Origin of the sequence: Kineococcus auxinigenes, assembly GCF_050871525.1 — a bacterium.
In the GTDB taxonomy this organism is placed as follows: Bacteria; Actinomycetota; Actinomycetes; order Actinomycetales; family Kineococcaceae; genus Kineococcus.
The window spans coordinates 16,858-33,944 of the sequence record NZ_JBKBCT010000013.1; the positions used below are offsets into that span (position 1 = coordinate 16,858).

19 protein-coding genes are annotated in these 17,087 nt (G+C 73.5%); all 19 read right to left on the reverse strand.

The annotated features are described in order from the left end of the window. Window positions 1-64: 64 nt before the first annotated feature. Window positions 65-1,147 carry an EscU/YscU/HrcU family type III secretion system export apparatus switch protein gene (locus ACRYR9_RS06255; RefSeq protein ID WP_432491071.1) on the reverse strand — a complete coding sequence of 361 codons (1,083 nt, stop codon included), beginning with the start codon at window positions 1,145-1,147 and terminating at the stop codon, window positions 65-67. Next, on the reverse strand, window positions 1,144-1,923 hold the full coding sequence (locus ACRYR9_RS06260) for a flagellar biosynthetic protein FliR (protein ID WP_432491073.1): 780 nt from the start codon (window positions 1,921-1,923) through the stop codon (window positions 1,144-1,146). Before ACRYR9_RS06260 ends, ACRYR9_RS06255 begins: the two co-directional genes overlap by 4 nt. Window positions 1,924-1,927: 4 nt before the next feature. Beyond that, a complete protein-coding gene (locus ACRYR9_RS06265) occupies window positions 1,928-2,206 on the reverse strand; it encodes a flagellar biosynthetic protein FliQ (protein ID WP_432491075.1) in 279 nt (92 codons plus the stop codon). 91 nt (window positions 2,207-2,297) lie between these two features. Next, a complete protein-coding gene (gene fliP / locus ACRYR9_RS06270) occupies window positions 2,298-3,146 on the reverse strand; it encodes a flagellar type III secretion system pore protein FliP (RefSeq protein WP_432491184.1) in 849 nt (282 codons plus the stop codon). Between the two features lie 35 nt (window positions 3,147-3,181). Beyond that, complete coding sequence (fliO, locus tag ACRYR9_RS06275; protein WP_432491077.1) at window positions 3,182-3,682, reverse strand: flagellar biosynthetic protein FliO; 501 nt, start codon at window positions 3,680-3,682, stop codon at window positions 3,182-3,184. Then, on the reverse strand, window positions 3,682-4,440 hold the full coding sequence (fliN, locus tag ACRYR9_RS06280; protein ID WP_432491079.1) for a flagellar motor switch protein FliN: 759 nt from the start codon (window positions 4,438-4,440) through the stop codon (window positions 3,682-3,684). The genes fliO and fliN overlap by 1 nt, the downstream gene beginning before the upstream one ends. Beyond that, entirely contained in the window at window positions 4,437-5,381 is a 945-nt protein-coding gene (locus ACRYR9_RS06285; protein ID WP_432491081.1) for a flagellar motor switch protein FliM, read from the reverse strand. The genes fliN and ACRYR9_RS06285 overlap by 4 nt, the downstream gene beginning before the upstream one ends. Window positions 5,382-5,515: 134 nt before the next feature. After that, on the reverse strand, window positions 5,516-6,013 hold the full coding sequence (locus ACRYR9_RS06290) for a flagellar basal body-associated FliL family protein (RefSeq protein WP_432491083.1): 498 nt from the start codon (window positions 6,011-6,013) through the stop codon (window positions 5,516-5,518). Window position 6,014: 1 nt separating this feature from the next. Then, the gene (locus ACRYR9_RS06295) at window positions 6,015-7,022 is read right to left on the reverse strand and encodes a flagellar motor protein MotB (RefSeq protein WP_432491085.1); all 1,008 of its coding nucleotides are present in this window, start codon (window positions 7,020-7,022) and stop codon (window positions 6,015-6,017) included. Then, entirely contained in the window at window positions 7,022-7,795 is a 774-nt protein-coding gene (locus ACRYR9_RS06300; protein ID WP_432491186.1) for a motility protein A, read from the reverse strand. Before ACRYR9_RS06300 ends, ACRYR9_RS06295 begins: the two co-directional genes overlap by 1 nt. Before the next feature lie 2 nt (window positions 7,796-7,797). Beyond that, entirely contained in the window at window positions 7,798-8,112 is a 315-nt protein-coding gene (locus ACRYR9_RS06305) for a flagellar FlbD family protein (protein ID WP_432491087.1), read from the reverse strand. A 225-nt stretch (window positions 8,113-8,337) separates the two neighbouring features. Then, window positions 8,338-9,606, reverse strand: coding sequence for a flagellar hook protein FlgE (locus tag ACRYR9_RS06310; RefSeq protein WP_432491089.1), 1,269 nt, complete (start codon window positions 9,604-9,606; stop codon window positions 8,338-8,340). A gap of 52 nt (window positions 9,607-9,658) precedes the next feature. Continuing rightward, window positions 9,659-10,321, reverse strand: a complete 663-nt coding sequence (locus tag ACRYR9_RS06315) for a flagellar hook capping FlgD N-terminal domain-containing protein (RefSeq protein WP_432491091.1) — start codon at window positions 10,319-10,321, stop codon at window positions 9,659-9,661. A gap of 87 nt (window positions 10,322-10,408) precedes the next feature. Then, window positions 10,409-12,349: a flagellar hook-length control protein FliK gene (locus ACRYR9_RS06320; RefSeq protein ID WP_432491093.1), complete on the reverse strand. Its 1,941-nt coding sequence runs from the start codon at window positions 12,347-12,349 to the stop codon at window positions 10,409-10,411. Then, the gene (locus ACRYR9_RS06325; protein ID WP_432491095.1) at window positions 12,346-13,428 is read right to left on the reverse strand and encodes an NlpC/P60 family protein; all 1,083 of its coding nucleotides are present in this window, start codon (window positions 13,426-13,428) and stop codon (window positions 12,346-12,348) included. Before ACRYR9_RS06325 ends, ACRYR9_RS06320 begins: the two co-directional genes overlap by 4 nt. Then, on the reverse strand, window positions 13,425-13,874 hold the full coding sequence (locus ACRYR9_RS06330) for a hypothetical protein (RefSeq protein ID WP_432491097.1): 450 nt from the start codon (window positions 13,872-13,874) through the stop codon (window positions 13,425-13,427). Before ACRYR9_RS06330 ends, ACRYR9_RS06325 begins: the two co-directional genes overlap by 4 nt. Then, a complete protein-coding gene (locus tag ACRYR9_RS06335; protein WP_432491188.1) occupies window positions 13,871-15,193 on the reverse strand; it encodes a FliI/YscN family ATPase in 1,323 nt (440 codons plus the stop codon). Before ACRYR9_RS06335 ends, ACRYR9_RS06330 begins: the two co-directional genes overlap by 4 nt. A gap of 35 nt (window positions 15,194-15,228) precedes the next feature. After that, window positions 15,229-16,077, reverse strand: a complete 849-nt coding sequence (locus ACRYR9_RS06340) for a FliH/SctL family protein (protein WP_432491099.1) — start codon at window positions 16,075-16,077, stop codon at window positions 15,229-15,231. After that, the gene (gene fliG / locus ACRYR9_RS06345) at window positions 16,061-17,086 is read right to left on the reverse strand and encodes a flagellar motor switch protein FliG (protein ID WP_432491101.1); all 1,026 of its coding nucleotides are present in this window, start codon (window positions 17,084-17,086) and stop codon (window positions 16,061-16,063) included. Before fliG ends, ACRYR9_RS06340 begins: the two co-directional genes overlap by 17 nt. Window position 17,087: the final 1 nt, after the last annotated feature.

Below are 17,087 nucleotides of genomic sequence, written 5' to 3' on the forward strand. Positions count from 1 at the left end.
GCTGCGCCGTCCTGGCTACTGCCTCTTCGGCAGTCCGGGCCCGGGGCTTGAGCCTCCGGCCGGGTCAGGCGGGCAGGGTGTGGGCTTCGCCGAGGGGTGTCGTCGCCCCACGGGTGCGCAGGTTCATGACGAACGCCAGGACCTTGGCGACCGCGGCGAACAGCTCTGCGGGGATCTCCTGGCCGACCTTGACGCTCTTGTACATGGAGCGGGCCAGCTCGACGTCCTTGACCAGGGGGACGTCGTTCTCCTTCGCCCTCTCGCGGATCTTGGTGGCGATCGCGCCGGCGCCCTTGGCGACGACCTTGGGCGCGCCGCTGCCGGGCTCGTAGCGCAGGGCGACGGCGATGTGGGTGGGGTTGACCACGACGACGTCGGCGCTCGCGACGTCGGCCATCATGCGGTTGCGGGACATGGCCATCTGCTTGGAGCGGATCGCGCCCTTGAGCAGCGGGTCGCCCTCGGCGTTCTTGTGCTCCTGCTTGATGTCCTGCACGCTCATCCGCAGCTTCTTCATGATGCGCCGCCGGCTCATGGCGTAGTCGGCGGCGGCGATGACCAGGCCGACGAGGATCGTGACGACCAGCATGGAGCTGATCGCCGAACCGGTCGCCGAGAGCACGGACGACAGCGGCAGCACCCCCTGGCCGACGAGCTTCGGGGCCAGGCCCTTGGCCACGACCCACAGGGCGCCGCCGATGAGCAGGGTCTTCAGCAGCGACTTGGTGCCCTCCCACAGCGCTTGCGGGCCCCAGTGCTGCTTGAAGCCGTTGACGGGGTTGAGGGACTTGAAGCTGGGCTTGAGCTTCTTGGTGGCCGGCCGCAGGGTGCCCTGCACGCCGCCGGAGAGCACGACGGCGAGCACGGTGACGACGAGCAGGGGCCCGAGGATGCCCGGCAGGGCGCCGAAGGTCTCCCCCAGGACCGACAGCGCGCGAGCGGGCTCGGGGTCGGCGGCGACCTCGGTGACGCGGCGCAGGGCCACCTGGCCCGCCTCGCCGCACGCGTCGATGGTGCGGGGCACCAGCAGCGCACCGGCAGCGGTGCACAGCCACGCGGCGACGTCCCGCGACTGCGGGATGTTGCCCTCCTGGCGCGCCTCCTTGAGGCGCTTGGGAGTCGGCTTCTCGGTCTTCTCCCCGCTCACGCGCCGCCGCCCACCAGCCGCACGACCGTCTCGGCCATCGTCCCGGCGGAGGTGTCCACGACGCGGGGCAGGACGGCCAGGGCGAAGCCGCCCAGGGTCAGGGTGATCAGGATCTTCAGCGGGAAGCTCATCGCGAAGACGTTGAGCGCGGGGGCGACGCGCGAGAGCAGGCCCAGGCCGACGTCGGCGACGAAGAGCACGGCGACCAGGGGCGCGGCGATCTGCAGGGCGGAGAGCATGAGCTGCCCGATGCCGGTGGTGAAGACGGCTGCGACGGTGGACAGCGACAGCCCGGCGTCCAGCGGCAGCACCTCGTAGGTGCGCAGGAACCCCTTGAGCACCACCAGGTGCCCGCCGGAGAGCACCAGCAGGGCGGTGGCGGTCCAGTTGTAGAGCTTGCCGAACACGGCCGTCTGGTTCTGGCTGAGCGGATCGTAGGCGCTGGCCATCTGGAAGCCGCCGAAGAGGTCGATGAGGTCGCCGGCGGCCTGCACGGCCGCGAAGACGAGGGCGCAGAAGGCGCCGAGGGCGGCGCCGACGACGATCTGCTGCACGACGGCGGTGGCCAGGGCGGCGGGCTCGACGGCGGGGGCCTGCCCGCGCAGCCGGCCGGCCACCGGCAGGGCCAGGGCGAGGGACAGCATCGCCTTGACGCGGCCGTTGACGGCACGGGAGGCGAACGGCGGCGCCAGCATGAGGAACGACACCGCGCGCACGGAGGCCAGCAGCAGCGCCAGCAGCAGGTCGAGCCCGACGGTGGTGGACAGCCCCTGCACCGCCTCAGCCGCCGGTGGTCAGCAGGTCGGGGATCTGCTCGTACAGCTGGCTGGTGAAGGTGGTCAGCTCGTTGAGCATCCACTTGCCGCACACCACGATCGCGATGCCGACGGCGAGCGCCTTGGGCACGAAGGCGATGGTCTGCTCCTGCAGCTGGGTGACCGACTGGAACAGCGAGATGCCGAAGCCGACGGCCAGGGCGGTCAGGAGCAGGGGGGCGCTGAGCTTGGCGGCGAGGACGAGAGCGGTCATCACGAGGTGGATGACGGTCACGTCGGTCATCGCGGTGCCTTCCGGTCGAGGGGTGCGTCGGCAGGGGCATCGGCCGATCGGGGGAACGCCTTGAGCCGCCCGGGTGAGGGGCGGCCCCGGCTCAGCCGCCGTAGCTGCCGACGAGGGCCTTCACGATCAGGCCCCAGCCGTCGACCATGACGAACAGCAGGAGCTTGAAGGGCAGGGAGACCGTGACGGGGGGCAGCATCATCATGCCCAGGCTCATCAGCGCCCCGGAGACGACGATGTCGATCACCAGGAAGGGGATGAAGATGACGAAGCCGATGATGAACGCGGAGCGCAGCTCGGACAGGGCGAAGGCCGGCACGAGGGTGGTCAGCGGCGTGGCGGCGCAGTTCTCGGGCTTCTCGCGGTCGGCGGCCTTGGTCATCAGGGCCAGCTCGTCGCCGCGGGTCTGCTTGCACATGAAGTCCTTCAGCGGCGCCGAGCCGTCGGTGAAGGCGACCGTGGTCGTCTTCTCGCCCTTGAGGTAGGGCTGGACCGCGACGTCGTTGATGGCGCTGAAGGTGGGCGCCATGATGAACATCGTCAGGAACAGCGCCAGCCCGGCCAGGACCTGGTTGGGCGGGGTGCCCATCAGGCCCAGGGCGTTGCGGGTCAGTCCCAGCACCACGAGGATCTTGGTGAAGCTGGTGGTCAGCAGCAGCAGCGCGGGGGCCACCGACAGCACGGTGAGCGCGATGACGATCGTGATCGACTGGCTGGGCTTGCCGTCGACGCCGTTGATGCCGTTCACGCCGACGGTCACCGAGCCGGCGCCGGGGGCGGCGGGGTCCACGGGGGCCTGGGGCGCGACGGGCGCGGCGGCGGCGGGCAGGGCGGCGGCGGTGGAAGCGGGGGCCGCGGCGGTGATGGACGCGGCGGTGAACGACGCGGGGGCTGCGCTGGCGGTGCTCGCGGCGCCGGCCAGCAGGCCCCCGGCGAGCATCGCGGCGGCCGCGAACCTGCGGGCGGTACGGGTGCTCACCGGCGGGTCGTCCTCTCTCGCAGCACGTCGACTGCCTTGGTCCAGGTGGCCGGCGACAGGGCCGAACCGCTGATCGGGGTGGTGCGCGGCGCCGGCACGGTGGTGGGGCGCTCCGCGGTGGCGGTCGAGCTGGTGGTGGCGGTGGTGGCGGTGGTGGCGGTGGTGAGCGGGGCCGCGCCCGTGGCCGGCAGCTGGACGACCTCGCGCTCCTGCGGCGGGTGAGCCTCCTGCGGTGCGGGCAGCAGGTCCGCGGCGGGCGCCTCGGTCAGCAGGGTGATCTGCTGCTCCGTGACGCCGACCACGAGGGCCCGCTCCCCGATGCGCACGACGGCCACACCGGCCTTGGCGCCGACGCCGACCCGGCTGAGGACCTCCAGGCCCGTCTGGGCCGCGCCGACCGAGCGGGATCGGCGCAGCCAGCGGGCGATGAGCCACAGCAGCCCCAGGACGGCGACCAGCGAGACGGACATCCGTCCCAGTGCTGCGAGGGCGTCCATCAGGCACCGGCCTCCGTGCCGGGGGTGACGATCTCGGTGATGCGGATGGCGTAGTCCTCGTCGACGACGACGACCTCGCCGCGGGCGATGAGCTGGCCGTTGACCAGGACGTCGGCGGGGCTGCCGGCGGCGCGGTCCAGCTCCACGACGGAGCCGGGGGTCAGGGACAGCAGGTCCTGCACGGTCATGCTGGTGCGGCCCAGCTCGACGGTGACGTCCATCTGCACGTCGCGCAGCAGGTCCATGGTGCGGCGCGGGCCGCCGGCGGCGGGGGCGCTGCTGGTGCCGGGGCTGGCCATGACGGGCACGGCGACCTGCGGGGCCTCGGAGGAGAAGGTCAGGCCGATCAGGGCCAGGGTCTCCCCGCCGGCGCCGACGAGCGCCACGGCGCCACCGGCCAGGGCGGCCAGGGCCTCGGCGGGGTCGCCCTCGACGCCGACGTCGAGCGTGCACTGCCCGAGGCTGGCGACGACGGTCTCCAGCGCGGGACGCAGCGCGTCGACCGGGTCGAGCGCGCCCTCGGGGCTCATCAGGAGGGTGTTGAGGGTCTCCTCCCCCACGATGACGGCCACGCGGCCGCTGGAGGCGCCGGCGAAGCCCGCGGAGACCGCGGTGCCCTCCTCGCCCATGTCGGGGGCGGCGGAGGCGTCGACGAGCCCGGTGATCGTGCCGGGGGCGGACAGCGGCAGGACGGCCAGGGCGGCCTGGGCGGCCTCGGCGAGCAGGGCCTGCAGGTCGGCGTGGGTGACGGTGCTCATCGGGAGGACTCCTCGGGGGTGGGGACGATCAGGCAGGCGAGCCGGGATCCGCGGCTGCCGGCCACGGCGGAGGCGACGACGGTGTCGGAGGCGACGACCTCGAGGGGCGCCTCGGCCGCGTGCGGCAGGCGCAGGACGTCGCCGGGGACGAGGGCGAGGATCTCGTCGGGGCGCAGGTGGGTGGCGTTCAGGCGCACCGAGACGTCCACGGGGATGTGCTCGAGGTGGTCGTCCAGGCGGTCGCGCATGAGGCGGCGGATGCGCAGCTCCTCCGGGCTGGCCACGCGCAGCTCGGCGGCGCTGAGGGCCGCGGACAGCGGGTCCAGCGGCAGGGCCAGGGTGGCGGTGCCGGTGATCCGCTCCACCTGCAGGTGGAAGGACGAGACGATCATCACGTCGGTGGCGGCGGCGGCCTGCGCGAACTGCGGGTTCTGCTCGATGCTCGTCAGGTGCGGCTTGAGGTCCACGATCGTGGTGAGCGAGGCGGCCAGCTCGGCGAGGGTGCGCTCGACGAGCCCGCGGCACAGGACCGCCTCGATGTCGGTGAGCACGCGCTGCGGCTGCTCCCCCGCGCCGGTGCCGCCGAGCATGCGCTCCACGCAGGTCAGCACCAGCGGGGTGTCCAGGTGCAGCACGCCGGCGCCCACGAGCGGCTCGGGGTCGAACACCGTCATGATCGAGGGGGTCGCCAGCGTCGCGGCGTACTCGTCGTAGCTGTACTGCTGCACGCCGTCCAGCTCGACCTGCACGCTGGTGCGCAGGGTGGAGGACAGCAGCGTCGCCCACTGGCGGCAGAAGGTCTCGTAGGTGATCTCCAGCACGCGGGCGTGCTGGCGCGACAGCTTGGTGGGCCGCCGGAAGTCGTACGGGACGGGAACGCCGCGCCGCCGCGAGCGGCGGCCGCCGGTGCGCTCTGCGCTGGTCGAGGTCTCGGGTGCCACGCTGCACCTATCGGCACGAAGGGGTCTCACCCTTTAGCGCGCACCTGAACGGGTGACGCCGGGACCGGGACGCACGAGGGCGCGGCAGGCTGAGCCTGCCGCGCCCTGCGCGGTGGGGGTCGTGCACCCGAGCGTCACTGCATGACGAACTGGGTGAAGTAGATCCCCATGACCTCCTTGTGCTCCACGCCCTCGGTCTCGGTGACGTAGGCCTCGATGATCTTCTCCTGCAGCGTCTCCTTGTAGTGCTGGCGCTGCTCGGCGTTGGACAGGTCCGTCATGGACAGCCCGCTGAACTCGGCGATGGCCAGGTCCAGGGCCTTGCTGCCGTCGAGCCCGGTGGAGGCTCCGTGGCCGCCGCCCTCGCTGGCCACGCCCTGCAGGGCCAGGCCGAGCTTGAGGTAGTGCCCGTCGGCGAGGTTGAGGCTGATGGCGTCCAGCGTGGTGACGTCGCCGGGCTCCAGGTGCTCCTCGGTCTCGGCCGCCGCGGCGGTGTCGCCCTTGGTCAGCAGGAACACGCCGCCGCCGGTCCCGCCGGCCAGCAGCACCGCGCCGAGGACGGCGACGATGAGGAGCTTCTTCTTGCCGCCGGGGGCGGCTTCGGCGGTGTCGCCGTCCTTCTTGCCGGCCATGTCAGTGGCCTCCCGTCTCGGTCGCGGTGCTGGTGGTCTCGGTGGTGGTGTCGTGGCCGGCGGTCTCGGCGGCCGTCTCGGTCGCGGGCGTGCTCAGTTCCGCGGGGCCGTCCGTGGGGACGGCCTCGGCGACCTGCGGCAGCAGGGCCTTGACGGCCTCGGAGGACGGCGAGGCGACCACGAGGTCGACGCGGCGGTTGCCGGCCAGCGCGCGGTCGTCGCTGTCGGGGTACAGCGGGCGGGTCTGCCCGTACCCGGTGGAGGTCAGGCGCTCGGCGGGCAGGTGGTGCACGCCGATGAACCTGGTCACCACGCTGTTGGCCCGCGAGGTGGACAGGTCCCAGTTGTCGCGGTAGCGGGTGGTGGAGCTCAGGGGCAGGGAGTTGGTGTGCCCCTGGACGACCACGTCGTTGGGCAGGGCGCCCAGGATCGGGCCGACGGCGTCCAGGACCTCCAGGCCGACCTGCTCGACGTCGGCGCTGGCGTTGGCGAAGAACACGTTGTCGGCGACCAGGCCGACGACGAGGCCGTCGGAGGTGATGCGGTACGTCACCTGGTCCTGGTGGCCCTGCGGTGCCAGCGCGGCGTCGATCCGCTCGATGATCTCGCGGTAGTCGTCGACCTCGGCCCGAGCGGCGGCCAAGTGGCTGGCCGACTCGGCGGTCTCCTGGGCGGTGCGGGCCTCGGCGATGACCTGCTCGGTGGTCGGGGCCTGCATGGGGTCGGCGCCGGCCATGACGGCGATGTTGACCGGGTCGGCACCGTTGTCGATGTCGTTGACGCCCTGGTTGCCGCTGAGGACGAGGTTCGAGGATGAGGTGCCCTCGTTGAAGCCCTCCTTGAACTGCGCGAACTTCAGCTGGTCGATCTGCGACATGGCGAACAGGACGATGAACAGCGCCATGAGGACGGTCAGCATGTCCGCGTAGGACACCAGCCAGCGCTCGTGGTTGACGTGCTCGTCGTGCTCCTCGTGCTTGTGGCGCCTCTTGTGCGCCGAGGAGGACATCAGGCGGCCTTCTTGTCCGGCAGGGTGGTCCCCGGCGGCAGCAGGCTCTCCAGCTTCTTGGCGACCGAGCGGGGGTTGGAGCCGGCCTGGATGGCGAGGATGCCCTCGACGACCAGCTCCATGCGGGCGACCTCGAGGCCGGACAGGCGCATGAGGCGGCTCTGCACGGGCAGGAAGAAGAAGTTCGCGCTGGCCACGCCCCAGAAGGTGGCGACGAAGGCGCCGGCGATCATCGGGCCGAGGGCGGCGGCGTCGGAGAGGTTGGCCAGCACGACGACCAGGGAGATGACGGTGCCGCAGATGCCGACGGTGGGCGCGTAACCACCCATGTCACCGAAGATCTTCGCGGCCTGCTTGTCGGCGGCCTTCTTCGCCTGGATCTGCGCGGTGAGGATCTCGTAGAGCTCGTCGGGGTCGGTGCCGTCGATCGCGGTCTGCAGGCCGTCGCGCAGGAAGTCGTCGTCGACGGCCTTGATGGCGTCTTCGAGGGCCAGGAGCCCCTCGCGGCGGGCGCGCTCGGCCATCTTCACGATGGTCTGCACGGTGTCGCCGGCCTGGACGACCTTGCCGAACAGGGCCTTCTTGAGGGTGGCGATGGCGGCGGTGCCGTCCTTCATGATGCCGCCCATGAGGCCGACACCGAGCGTGCCGATGAACACCAGGACCAGGGGGCCGGGCAGCAGGATGCTCCCGATGGTGCCCCCCTCGTGGTTCTGCATCCACAGGGTTGCCGCGGCTGCGATGATCAGCCCGGCGATGGTGGCGAAGTCCATGGTCACGGCCTCCTGCGGTGCAGCGGGACCGGAGCGGGCAGTTCCCCGTCGGTGTCGCTGGTGGTGGTGTCGATGTGGGGGTGCGCCGGCAGCTCGAGGATCTCGGCGGTCCCCGTCTCCTCCAGGGAGTGCGCGGTGGCGACCACGCGGGCCCGGAACGCCATGACGCGCTCGACGACCTCGCTCAGCGGCTCGGTGACGACGAACTTGGCGCCGTCGACGAGCGTGATGACCGTGTCGGGCGTCGCTTCGACGCGCTGGATCAGATCGGGGTTCACGGCGAACACCGATCCGTTGAGGCGGGTCACGAGGATCACGGGCTTTCCGTCCTTGGGGTTGGAGTCGGGGCCCTTCCCTGGGCCGGCTTCACCGTTACCATCGGCGCGGTGGGGCGGGACCTGAGTGGGGGTTGCCTCATGCACCCGTTCGTGCTAATGGATGCGCGTTGATGTACGCAGAGTCACTGCGTTGCAACGAGAGACGCCCTCCCGGGCCGCGCACCACGCGGTCCGGGAGGGCGTCGATCGACAGCGCTACGGGGATCAGCGCTTGAGGTTGACGAGCTCCTGGAGGATGTCGTCGGAGGTGGAGATGATGCGGGAGTTCGCCTGGAAACCGCGCTGGGCGAGAATCAGGTTGGTGAACTCCGCGGACAGGTCGACGTTGGACATCTCCAGGCTGCCGGCGAGGATCGTGCCGCGGCCGGCGTCGCCGGCGATGCCGAAGACGGGGTTTCCGGAGTTCGTCGACACGCTGTAGAGGGAGTTGCCCTCCTTGACCAGGCCGGCCGAGTTGTTGAAGGTCGCGATGGCGACCTGGCCGAGGGTCTGCTTGTAGCCGTTGGAGTACGAGCCGGTGATGACACCGTCGGTGCCGAACGAGTAGCTGGTCAGGGTGCCGATCGGGGCACCGTTGCCCTTCGACTCGACGTTGCTCCTGCCGGTGGTGCCCACGAAACCGCTGAGGGCGCTGATGTCGACGGTGATGGGCTCCCCCGTGGGACTGTCACCTGCCAGGACCGTGATGCCCGCAGTGGTGGCCTTCTGGCCCTTGACGGTGGGGGGCGTGGCCGCCGTGTCGGCATTGAAGTTGAAGGTGCCGGCCGGCGCCCAGGTCGCCGGGTCCTCCTCGAGGTCCGTGGAGGAGGTCACGGTCCAGTTGTCGGTGCCGGCCTCGTTGACGAAACGCAGGTAGACCGTCTGGGCCACGCCCTGCTCGTCGTAGGCGGCGACCGACGTGACGATGCCCTTCGCCGCATCGCTGGCGCCGCTGGAGCTCTTGTCCAGGTTGCCGGTGACGTCGACCTCGTCGGTCTGCTTGGCAGGCATGACGGTGTCGGACGGGATGACGAGCTTCTCGACCTGTCCGTTGGTGTTCACGTTGCCGTTCGCGTCCGGCTTCCAGCCCATGACGTAGGCGCCGGCGTTGGTCACCACGGAGCCCTCGGCGTCGAGGGTGAAGGAGCCGTTGCGGGTGTAGAAGACGCCGTCGCCCTGCTGGACGGCGAACATGCCGTCGCCGCTGAGCATGAGGTCGGTCGACTTGCCGGTCGCCTGCGCCGAGCCCTGCGTCATGTTCTGGGCGATGGCGTCGACGCGGACACCCAGGCCGACCTGCGACGGGTTGGTGCCGCCGTTGGCGGCGGTGGGGGCACCGGCGGCCTTGGTCATCTGCGACAGCGTGTCGGCGAAGACGACGTTGGAGCTCTTGAAGCCGGACGTGTTGACGTTGGCGATGTTGTTGCCGACGACGTCCATCATCGTCTGGTGCGAGCGCAGGCCGCTGACGCCGGAGAACATGGAACGGAGCATGGTGCAGACCTTTCGAAGGGCTGAACGGGGACGGGAGGAGCGGTCAGGGGGGTCAGGCGGACGCCGCGGTCGGGTCCGGCTCGGTGGTCTCCGACGTGCCGGCCGCCGGGGTCGACGACTCGGTCGCGGGTGCGGTCGTCGGCGTGGTCGCGGGTGCGGTCGTGGACGCGGTCGTGGACGCGGTCGTGGACGCGGTCGCGGTGGTGGTCGCCGAGGTGGTGCTCGTGTCCCCGAAGGCGGTGACCTTCGACAGGACGACCTTGGTGCCGTTGACGTCGAGGACCGGTTCACCGCCCGTGCCGCCGGCCGAGGACGTGGTGAACGACGCGGAGCGCACGACCCCGGTGACCGTCGTTCCGTCGGTGCCCGTGTACGACACCGTCTGGCCGATCAGTGCGCTGGCCTGCAGCTTGTCCTGTCCGGAGAGCATCTGGGTGTAGCTCTTCGCCATGTCCTGCATGGCCTCCAGCGAGGAGAACTGCGCGGTCTGCGCGATGAACTGCGTCGAGTCGACCGGCTTGGACGGGTCCTGGTAGCGCAGCTGGGCGACCAGGAGCTTCAGGAACGTGTCCTTGTCCTCGGCGGTCTTGTCCGCCGCCTTCGCGCTGGTGTCGGACCTGCCAGCGTTCTTCGCCGACTCCGTCTGCGTCAGGGCGTCGGAGTTGGCGATCAGGGACGCGTACGGGTTCGATCCGCTGGCCGCATCGATGGTCATGCTCCTCCTTCGGTCGTTCGGGTGGCGGTCTGTAGCCCGTCCGGGCGGTTCACCGGTCCCCGGGATGAGATCCCCGGGGACCCCCGCTCAGACGCGCAGGTCCAGCCGGCCCTCGGCGGCGGCCGCAGCCGCCTGGCGGACGGACCGGGGCTCGTCGGCACCGAACAGCGTGCCGCGACGCCCCGGGGCTCCGGAGCCGTGCTGCTGCCCGGCACCGGAGCGGTTGCCGCCCTGGCCGCCGAACTGCGGCTCGCTCCCCTGCCGCTGCTGCGCGGCGCCGGAGTCGGCGCGCACCTCGACGGTGGTGGAGGTGAAGGAGGTGCCGGTCAGTTCGCGCTGCAGGTCGCCGGCGGCCTGGCGCAGCGCGTGGCGCGCTGCGTCGGAGGCGCCGGTGAGCTGCACGCTCAGGGCACCGTCGAGCACCTCGGCGCTGACCTGCACCGGACCGAGACCGAGCGGGTTCACCTCCACCGACATGCGGTGCACGGCGTCGGTGGCGGCGGGCAGCTTCTCCAGGCGGGCGCTGAGGCCCTGGGCGAAGGCGATCGGGTTCGTCAGCGGCAGCGGCGCGGGCGGCGTCGAGGTGGTCGCCACGGCGGGCGCGGCACCGGCCGTGGTGGCCGTGCCGGTGACCGGGGCATTCACCTGACCGACCGGTGCCGCGGGGACGTCCTGCGTCACCGGGGCGGCCACCGGCGCGCCGGAGGTGGTCGCGGGCTGGGGCACGACGGGACCGGCGGCCGGGGCCACCGGCTGCGGGGCGGCGGCCTCCGGGCGCGGCGGAGCCACGGACCCACCCGGCTGGCCACCGGGCTGGCCACCGGGCTGACCGGTGCCGCCACCGGCGGCGCCCTGACCGGCTGCGGCCGGCAGCGGCGCCCCGATCGCCGGGGCACCAGGCGCCGGGGCCGCGGTACCGGCCGCCTCACCGGCGGGTGCGGTGCTCACCGGCGACGCGGCCCCCTGCCCGTTGAGGGCGGCGGGCCGCAGCGCGGCGGTCGCCAGGACCGCCGGGGCAGCGGTGGTGGCGGGAGCCGTGGCCGCAGCAGCGGTGGACGCCTGCGCCGTGGCCGCGACCGCGTCGGCCGGGGCAGCGGCGGCCGGGGCAGCCGTGGCTGGCACCGCCGCGGCAGGCGCAGCTCCAGCGGGGACGGTGCCCGTGGGTGCGGCACCCGTGCCGGTGGCGGTGACCGCCGTGGTCGCCGCAGCGGTGACGGGCGCGGTGGACGGAGCCGGCGCGGCGGCAGGTGCGGACCCACCGGCGGCCGGAGCCGGTGCGGCGTGGGCGGGAGCACCCCCGGCGGGCACGTCCCCGGCCGCTGCGGCGGTCACCGCGGTCGGCGGCGCGGTCGGCGGCGCGGTCGGCAGCGCGGCCGTGGCCGGTGTCGCGGCGGTGGCCGTGGTGAGGGGTGCGCCGGTGGCGACCACGGGGGTCTCCCCCGCTCCCACCGGCGCACCGGTGGACGCGACGGCCACCGGTGCGCTCAGCGGAGCCGTGACGGGCGGCACCAGGCCGAGCAGCGCCGGGTCGACGAGCGCGTGGACCGGCACGTCGGTCGCCTGCGCTGCCGCAGCGCCGTCGGTGGTGGCCTCAACGGTGTCACCGGCACCAGCAGCACCACCGGTCGCACCGGCCGCGGCGGTCCCGGGGGTCCGGGCGGCGGTGCGCTGCCCGCTCCCGGTCTCCGCACGGCGCCGGTCGTCCGGGCGGCGCAGGGCGTCGGGGCGGTGGTGCTCGCGGCGCAGCGGCTCGGCGCACCGGCGGGCGTCGTCCGCGCCGCGCTCAGCGGTCCGGTCGGCCGCCCGCTCGGTGGAGCGCTCCGCGGTCCGCTCGGGCGTGCGGTGGGCGGAACGGTCGCGCTCGGGAGCGCGGCGGTCCAGGGGCTCGGCGGCGCGCTGGTCGAGGTCGTCGACGGCACGGCCGAAGGACCGGGCGAACTCGGCGCCGCCGTCGGTGCTGCCGCGGCGGTCCTCGCGGGCGGGCACCGGGCTCGCGCCGGTCAGCGTGGAGATGGTCTGCGTGCTCACGCGGCGCTCCCGAGGTTGGCCATGATCTTCTTGACGTAGTTCTGGGTCTCGTTGAACGGCGGGATGCCGCCGTACTTGCGCACGTTGCCCGGGCCGGCGTTGTAGGCGGCCAGCGCCTTCTCCAGCGAGCCGAAGGTCTTCAGGTGCGAGGCGAGGAGCTTGCCGGCGCCGTCGATGGCCTGCATCGGGTCACGGGGGTCGATGCCGACGTCCCGGGCGGTGCCGGGCATGAACTGCATCAGCCCGATCGCACCGGCGGGGCTCATGGCGTCGGGGTCGTACCCCGACTCCTGCTTGGCGACGGCGGACAGCAGCCCGGTGGGCAGGCCGTACCTGCCCTCGGCGGCGGTGAAGGCGGCGTCGTAGGGCGCGGACTTCGACGTCGTCAGGGACGCGGGCCGCACGTACGCGGTGCTGTCCGTGGCTGCGGCACCGGTGGTGCCCGTCACGAGGGCGGCCGCGGCCAGGCCGGCGGCGGCCGTGGTGGCGGCGGTGGTGCCCAGCCGGCGGATCGTCATGGGGGTTTCCCAGACCTTGGAGATCTTCACGACGTCCCCCGTCTTGGGTGCGTGCAGCATCTTGCCGTCGCCGACGTAGATGCCGATGTGGGAGCCGCCCTCGAGGACGACCAGGTCACCGGGCTTCGCCTGCGCCAGGCTCGGCACCTCGGTGCCGACCTTCGCCTGCTGAGCGGCGGTGCGGGGCAGGGAGATCCCGATCTGCTTGCCGGCGTACTGGATGAGCCCGGAGCAGTCGAACCCGGCCGGGGTGGTGCCGCCCCACACGTAGGGGACCCCGGTGTGCTTCTTCGCCACGGCGAGCAGCTGCTCCCCCGTGGTGCCCGAGGCGCCGGCGGCGCCCGTGGCGCCCCAGGCCGCGTTGACGGTGCGGGTACCGCGGGTCACGGTGCCGCCGGCGAGCACGTCGGCGAACTGCGTGGCGGAGGAGACGGAAGAGGCCGACGTGGCGGACGTGGTTGCCGTCGCCTGCAGCGCGGTGCTCGCCCGGGTGCCGTTGAAGGCGGCGATGCGGGACTCGATGTCGGCGATGCGGGCCTGCACCTCGGCGATGCCGCTCACGGGGTCCTCCCCTCGGTCTCGGCGCGCCTGCGGGCGCGGGCGGCGAACTCGGCGACCGTGCGGTCGTCCAGGGCGCGCTGGTCGGCGGCCAGCGCCGCCTGCTCCTGGGCCAGCTCGTGGCGCTCCACGACGCGCTCCAGGGACCGCTCGGCGCGGCGGGCGCGGGCCCAGGAGGCCTGCTTGGCGGTGACGTCCATCTCCAGGCGCCGGGTGAGCGCCCGGGCGGCGTCCAGGTCGGAGACCAGGGCGGCGCGGCGGGCCACGGAGGCGGTCCAGGCGGCCATCGTCTCGTCGCTCAGGTGCGCCTCGCCCAGGTCGCGGCGCACGCGGGCGGCGCGCTGCTGCTCGCGGCGCAGCACGGCGTTGGCGGCGGCCAGCTCGCCCTTGGCCTCGTCCTGCTGGACCTTGCGCAGCTTCAGCAGCGCGAGGATCGCCTTGGCGCTCACCGGGCACCGCCCAGGGTGGCGACCAGTTGCGCCAGGCGCGCCCACGCCTCGGGGCCGGGCGTGATGTCGTGGATGTCCTGGCGCAGGAACGCGTTGATGGCGGGCAGGCCGGCGACCGCGGCGTCGACCTCGGGGTTCGCGCCGGGCTGGTACGCGCCGACCTCGATGAGCTCCTTGGCGTCGCGGTGCGCGGCCAGCACGCGCCGCAGCGCGGTGGCCTGGGCGCGCTGCTCGGGCGTGGTGACCCGGCTGGCGACGCGGGAGACGGACTCCAGCACGTCGATGGTCGGGAAGTGCCCGGCGGTGGCCAGGCGGCGGTCCAGCACGACGTGGCCGTCGAGGATGGAGCGGGCGGCGTCGGCGATGGGCTCGTTGTGGTCGTCGCCGTCCACCAGCACCGTGTAAATGCCGGTGATGGAGCCGACGACGCCGGGCCCGGCGCGTTCCAGCAGCCGCGGCAGCAGCGCGAACACGCTCGGCGGGTAGCCGCGGGTGGCGGGGGGCTCACCGACGGACAGGCCCACCTCGCGCTGGGCCATCGCGGTGCGGGAGAGGGAGTCCATCATCAGGACGCAGTCGGCGCCGGTGTCGCGGAAGGACTCGGCGATCGCGGTGGCGGTGAACGCCGCGCGCAGTCGCACCACGGGCGCCTCGTCGCTGGTGGCGACGACGACGACGGAGCGGGCCAGGCCCTCCGGCCCCAGGTCGTCCTCCAGGAACTCGCGGACCTCCCGGCCGCGCTCGCCGACCAGGGCGAGCACGGACACGTCCGCCGAGGTGCCGCGGGCGATCATCGACAGCAGCGAGGACTTTCCGACGCCGGAGCCGGCGAAGATGCCGAAGCGCTGACCGCGCCCGGCGGGCACCAGGGTGTCCAGGGCCCGCACGCCCAGCCCGAGGGGCTGGTTCACCCGCTGGCGCTGCAGGGCGGGCGGCGGGGCGGCGTGCAGGGGGGTGCGCGGGGCGGCGTGCAGGGGCTCGCCGCCGTCGAGGGGGTTGCCCAGGGCGTCCACGACGCGGCCCAGCAGCGCGGCGCCCACCGGGACGGTGGGGGCGCGGCGGGTCGCCACCACGGGCGCGCCGGTGCCCAGGCCGGTCAGGTGGCCCAGGGGCAGGCAGCGCAGGCGGCCGCCCTCGGCGGCCACGACCTCGGCGGGCACCGCGGTGCGGCCCTCGCCGAGCACGACGGTCTCGCCGACGGCGGCCTCCAGGCCGGAGACCTCCACCGACAGCCCGACGATGGAGCTGACCCGGCCGCGCACGAGGGGGCGGGCGGCCTCGGCGGCGCGGCGCAGCTGCGGGCGCAGCAGGTCGCGCACGCCGTCGGCGAGCGCCGAGGAGACCAGGGGGGCGCTCACGCGCGCTGCCCGGTCACCTCGGCGCTCCCGGCGCCCCCGGCGGCCGGAGCACCGGCCAGCGCGTCGGGCGAGACCAGGGCCTCGAGGGCGCGCGCGACGCTGGCGCGCAGGCCGGCGTCCACGTCGGTGTCGCCCTGCCGGGCGATCGCGTCACCCGGGGAGACGGTGGGGTCGGGCAGGAAGCTCACGCGTCCTGCATCGGCGGCGCCGGGGCCCTCCTTGAGCGCTGCCCCGGTGGCGTCGTCACCCGTGTGGACGTCACCCGTCAGGGCGTCCAGGTCGTCGGGGTGCACGCGCACCGTGACGGGGCGCTCGTCGTCCAGGGGGCGCAGGGCCCGCTGGACGGCCTCGTGGACCGGGGAGGCCATGAGGGTGACCTCCCGGTCCAGGACGGCGCCGGCCAGTTCCAGGGCGAGCTCGAGCACCGTGTCGGCCAGCGCCGCCACGGCGGGCAGGCGCTGGGCGCTGATCGCGTCGGCGGCCTGCCGCACGGCCGACTCGGCGCGCGACAGGGCGGCAGCCTGCTGCGCCGCGTGGGCGCTGGCGGCCGCCTGGGCCGCCTGGCGGGCGGCCAGGCGGTCGGCGGCGGCCTCCTCGGCGGCCTGCCGCATGCCGGCGGCCCAGCCGGCCGCCCAGCCGGCGGTCCGGGCCGCTTCGCGCTCGGCGCGAAGGGCCTCGGTGCCCGCCGCGCTGCGCGGCAGCCGGATGCCGGTGAACTCCCGCGGCTGCGAGGCGCCGCCACCGCCGGGGGCGGTGACGAACGGGCGCGGGCCGGTGGACGGGGAGGTGTCCGCGGGCCGGAAGGCCCGGGTGGTGCCGGCGCGGGTCTCAGGCCACGAAGTCATCGTCACCGCCGCGCGTCAGCACGATCTGGCCGGACTCCTCCAGCTGGCGGATGACCTGCACGACCTTCTGCTGCGACTCCTCGACGGCGGAGGTGCGGACGGGCCCGAGCATCTCGATCTCGTCCATGAGGTTCTCGCGGGCGCGCTCGGAGACGTTGCGCAGGATCTTGTCGCGCACCGAGTCCTTGACGCCCTTGAGGGCGGTGGCCAGGTCGGCCGTCTCGACGCCGCGCAGTACGAGCTGGATGGCGCGGTCGTCGAGGGTGGTGATGTCCTCGAAGACGAACATGAGCGCGCGGATCTCCTCGGCCAGCGGGGCGTCCTTGGCGGCCAGGCCCTCCAGGATGCTGCGCTCGGTGCCGCGGTCGGCGCGGTTGATGATGTCCACCAGGGGCTGCACGCCGCCGACGGCGGTGTTCTGCTTGGCCTGCAGGACGGTGGAGGTGCGGCGCTGGACGACGTCCTCGATGAGGCGCACGTACTCGGTGCTGGTGGCCTCCATCGTGGCGATGCGGTAGGCGATGTCGGCCTGCATCTCCGGGGACAGCCCGCCCAGGATCATCGAGGACTGGTCGGGGCGCAGGTGCGCCACGACCAGGGCGATGGTCTGGGGGTGCTCACCGGTGAGGAAGGTGAGGATCTGCTGCGGGTCGGCCTGGTGCAGGAACTGGAAGGGCTGCACGACCTGGGACTCGGCGACGCGGCCGAGGACCTCGGCGGCGCCGTCGGCGCCCAGGGCGCCCTCGAGCAGGGCCTGGGCGAAGTCCATGCCGCCGGCGCCGCCGCGCAGCGGCGCGGCGATCATCGAGTGGAACTCCTCCAGGACCACGCCGGCGACCTCCGGGGACACCGAGCGCAGGCGCAGGATCTCGGCGGTCAGCTCCTCGATCTCGGCCGGGCGCATGAGGGAGAGCACCTTGGCGGCGTTCTCCTGGCCGACCTGCACGAGCAGGACTGCGGCCTTCTGCGCCCCGGTGAGGGGCGCGACCTCGAGCTCGGTGGACGTCACG

Coding starts and splice junctions, on each gene's coding strand:
- ACRYR9_RS06265 (WP_432491075.1), bottom strand. CDS start 2,206: ATGACCGACGTGACCGTCATCCACCTCGTGATGACCGCTCTCGTCCTC.
- fliP (WP_432491184.1), bottom strand. CDS start 3,146: ATGCTCGCCGGGGGCCTGCTGGCCGGCGCCGCGAGCACCGCCAGCGCA.
- fliO (WP_432491077.1), bottom strand. CDS start 3,682: ATGGACGCCCTCGCAGCACTGGGACGGATGTCCGTCTCGCTGGTCGCC.
- fliN (WP_432491079.1), bottom strand. CDS start 4,440: ATGAGCACCGTCACCCACGCCGACCTGCAGGCCCTGCTCGCCGAGGCC.
- ACRYR9_RS06290 (WP_432491083.1), bottom strand. CDS start 6,013: ATGGCCGGCAAGAAGGACGGCGACACCGCCGAAGCCGCCCCCGGCGGC.
- ACRYR9_RS06295 (WP_432491085.1), bottom strand. CDS start 7,022: ATGTCCTCCTCGGCGCACAAGAGGCGCCACAAGCACGAGGAGCACGAC.
- ACRYR9_RS06300 (WP_432491186.1), bottom strand. CDS start 7,795: ATGGACTTCGCCACCATCGCCGGGCTGATCATCGCAGCCGCGGCAACC.
- ACRYR9_RS06310 (WP_432491089.1), bottom strand. CDS start 9,606: ATGCTCCGTTCCATGTTCTCCGGCGTCAGCGGCCTGCGCTCGCACCAG.
- ACRYR9_RS06315 (WP_432491091.1), bottom strand. CDS start 10,321: ATGACCATCGATGCGGCCAGCGGATCGAACCCGTACGCGTCCCTGATC.
- ACRYR9_RS06340 (WP_432491099.1), bottom strand. CDS start 16,077: ATGACTTCGTGGCCTGAGACCCGCGCCGGCACCACCCGGGCCTTCCGG.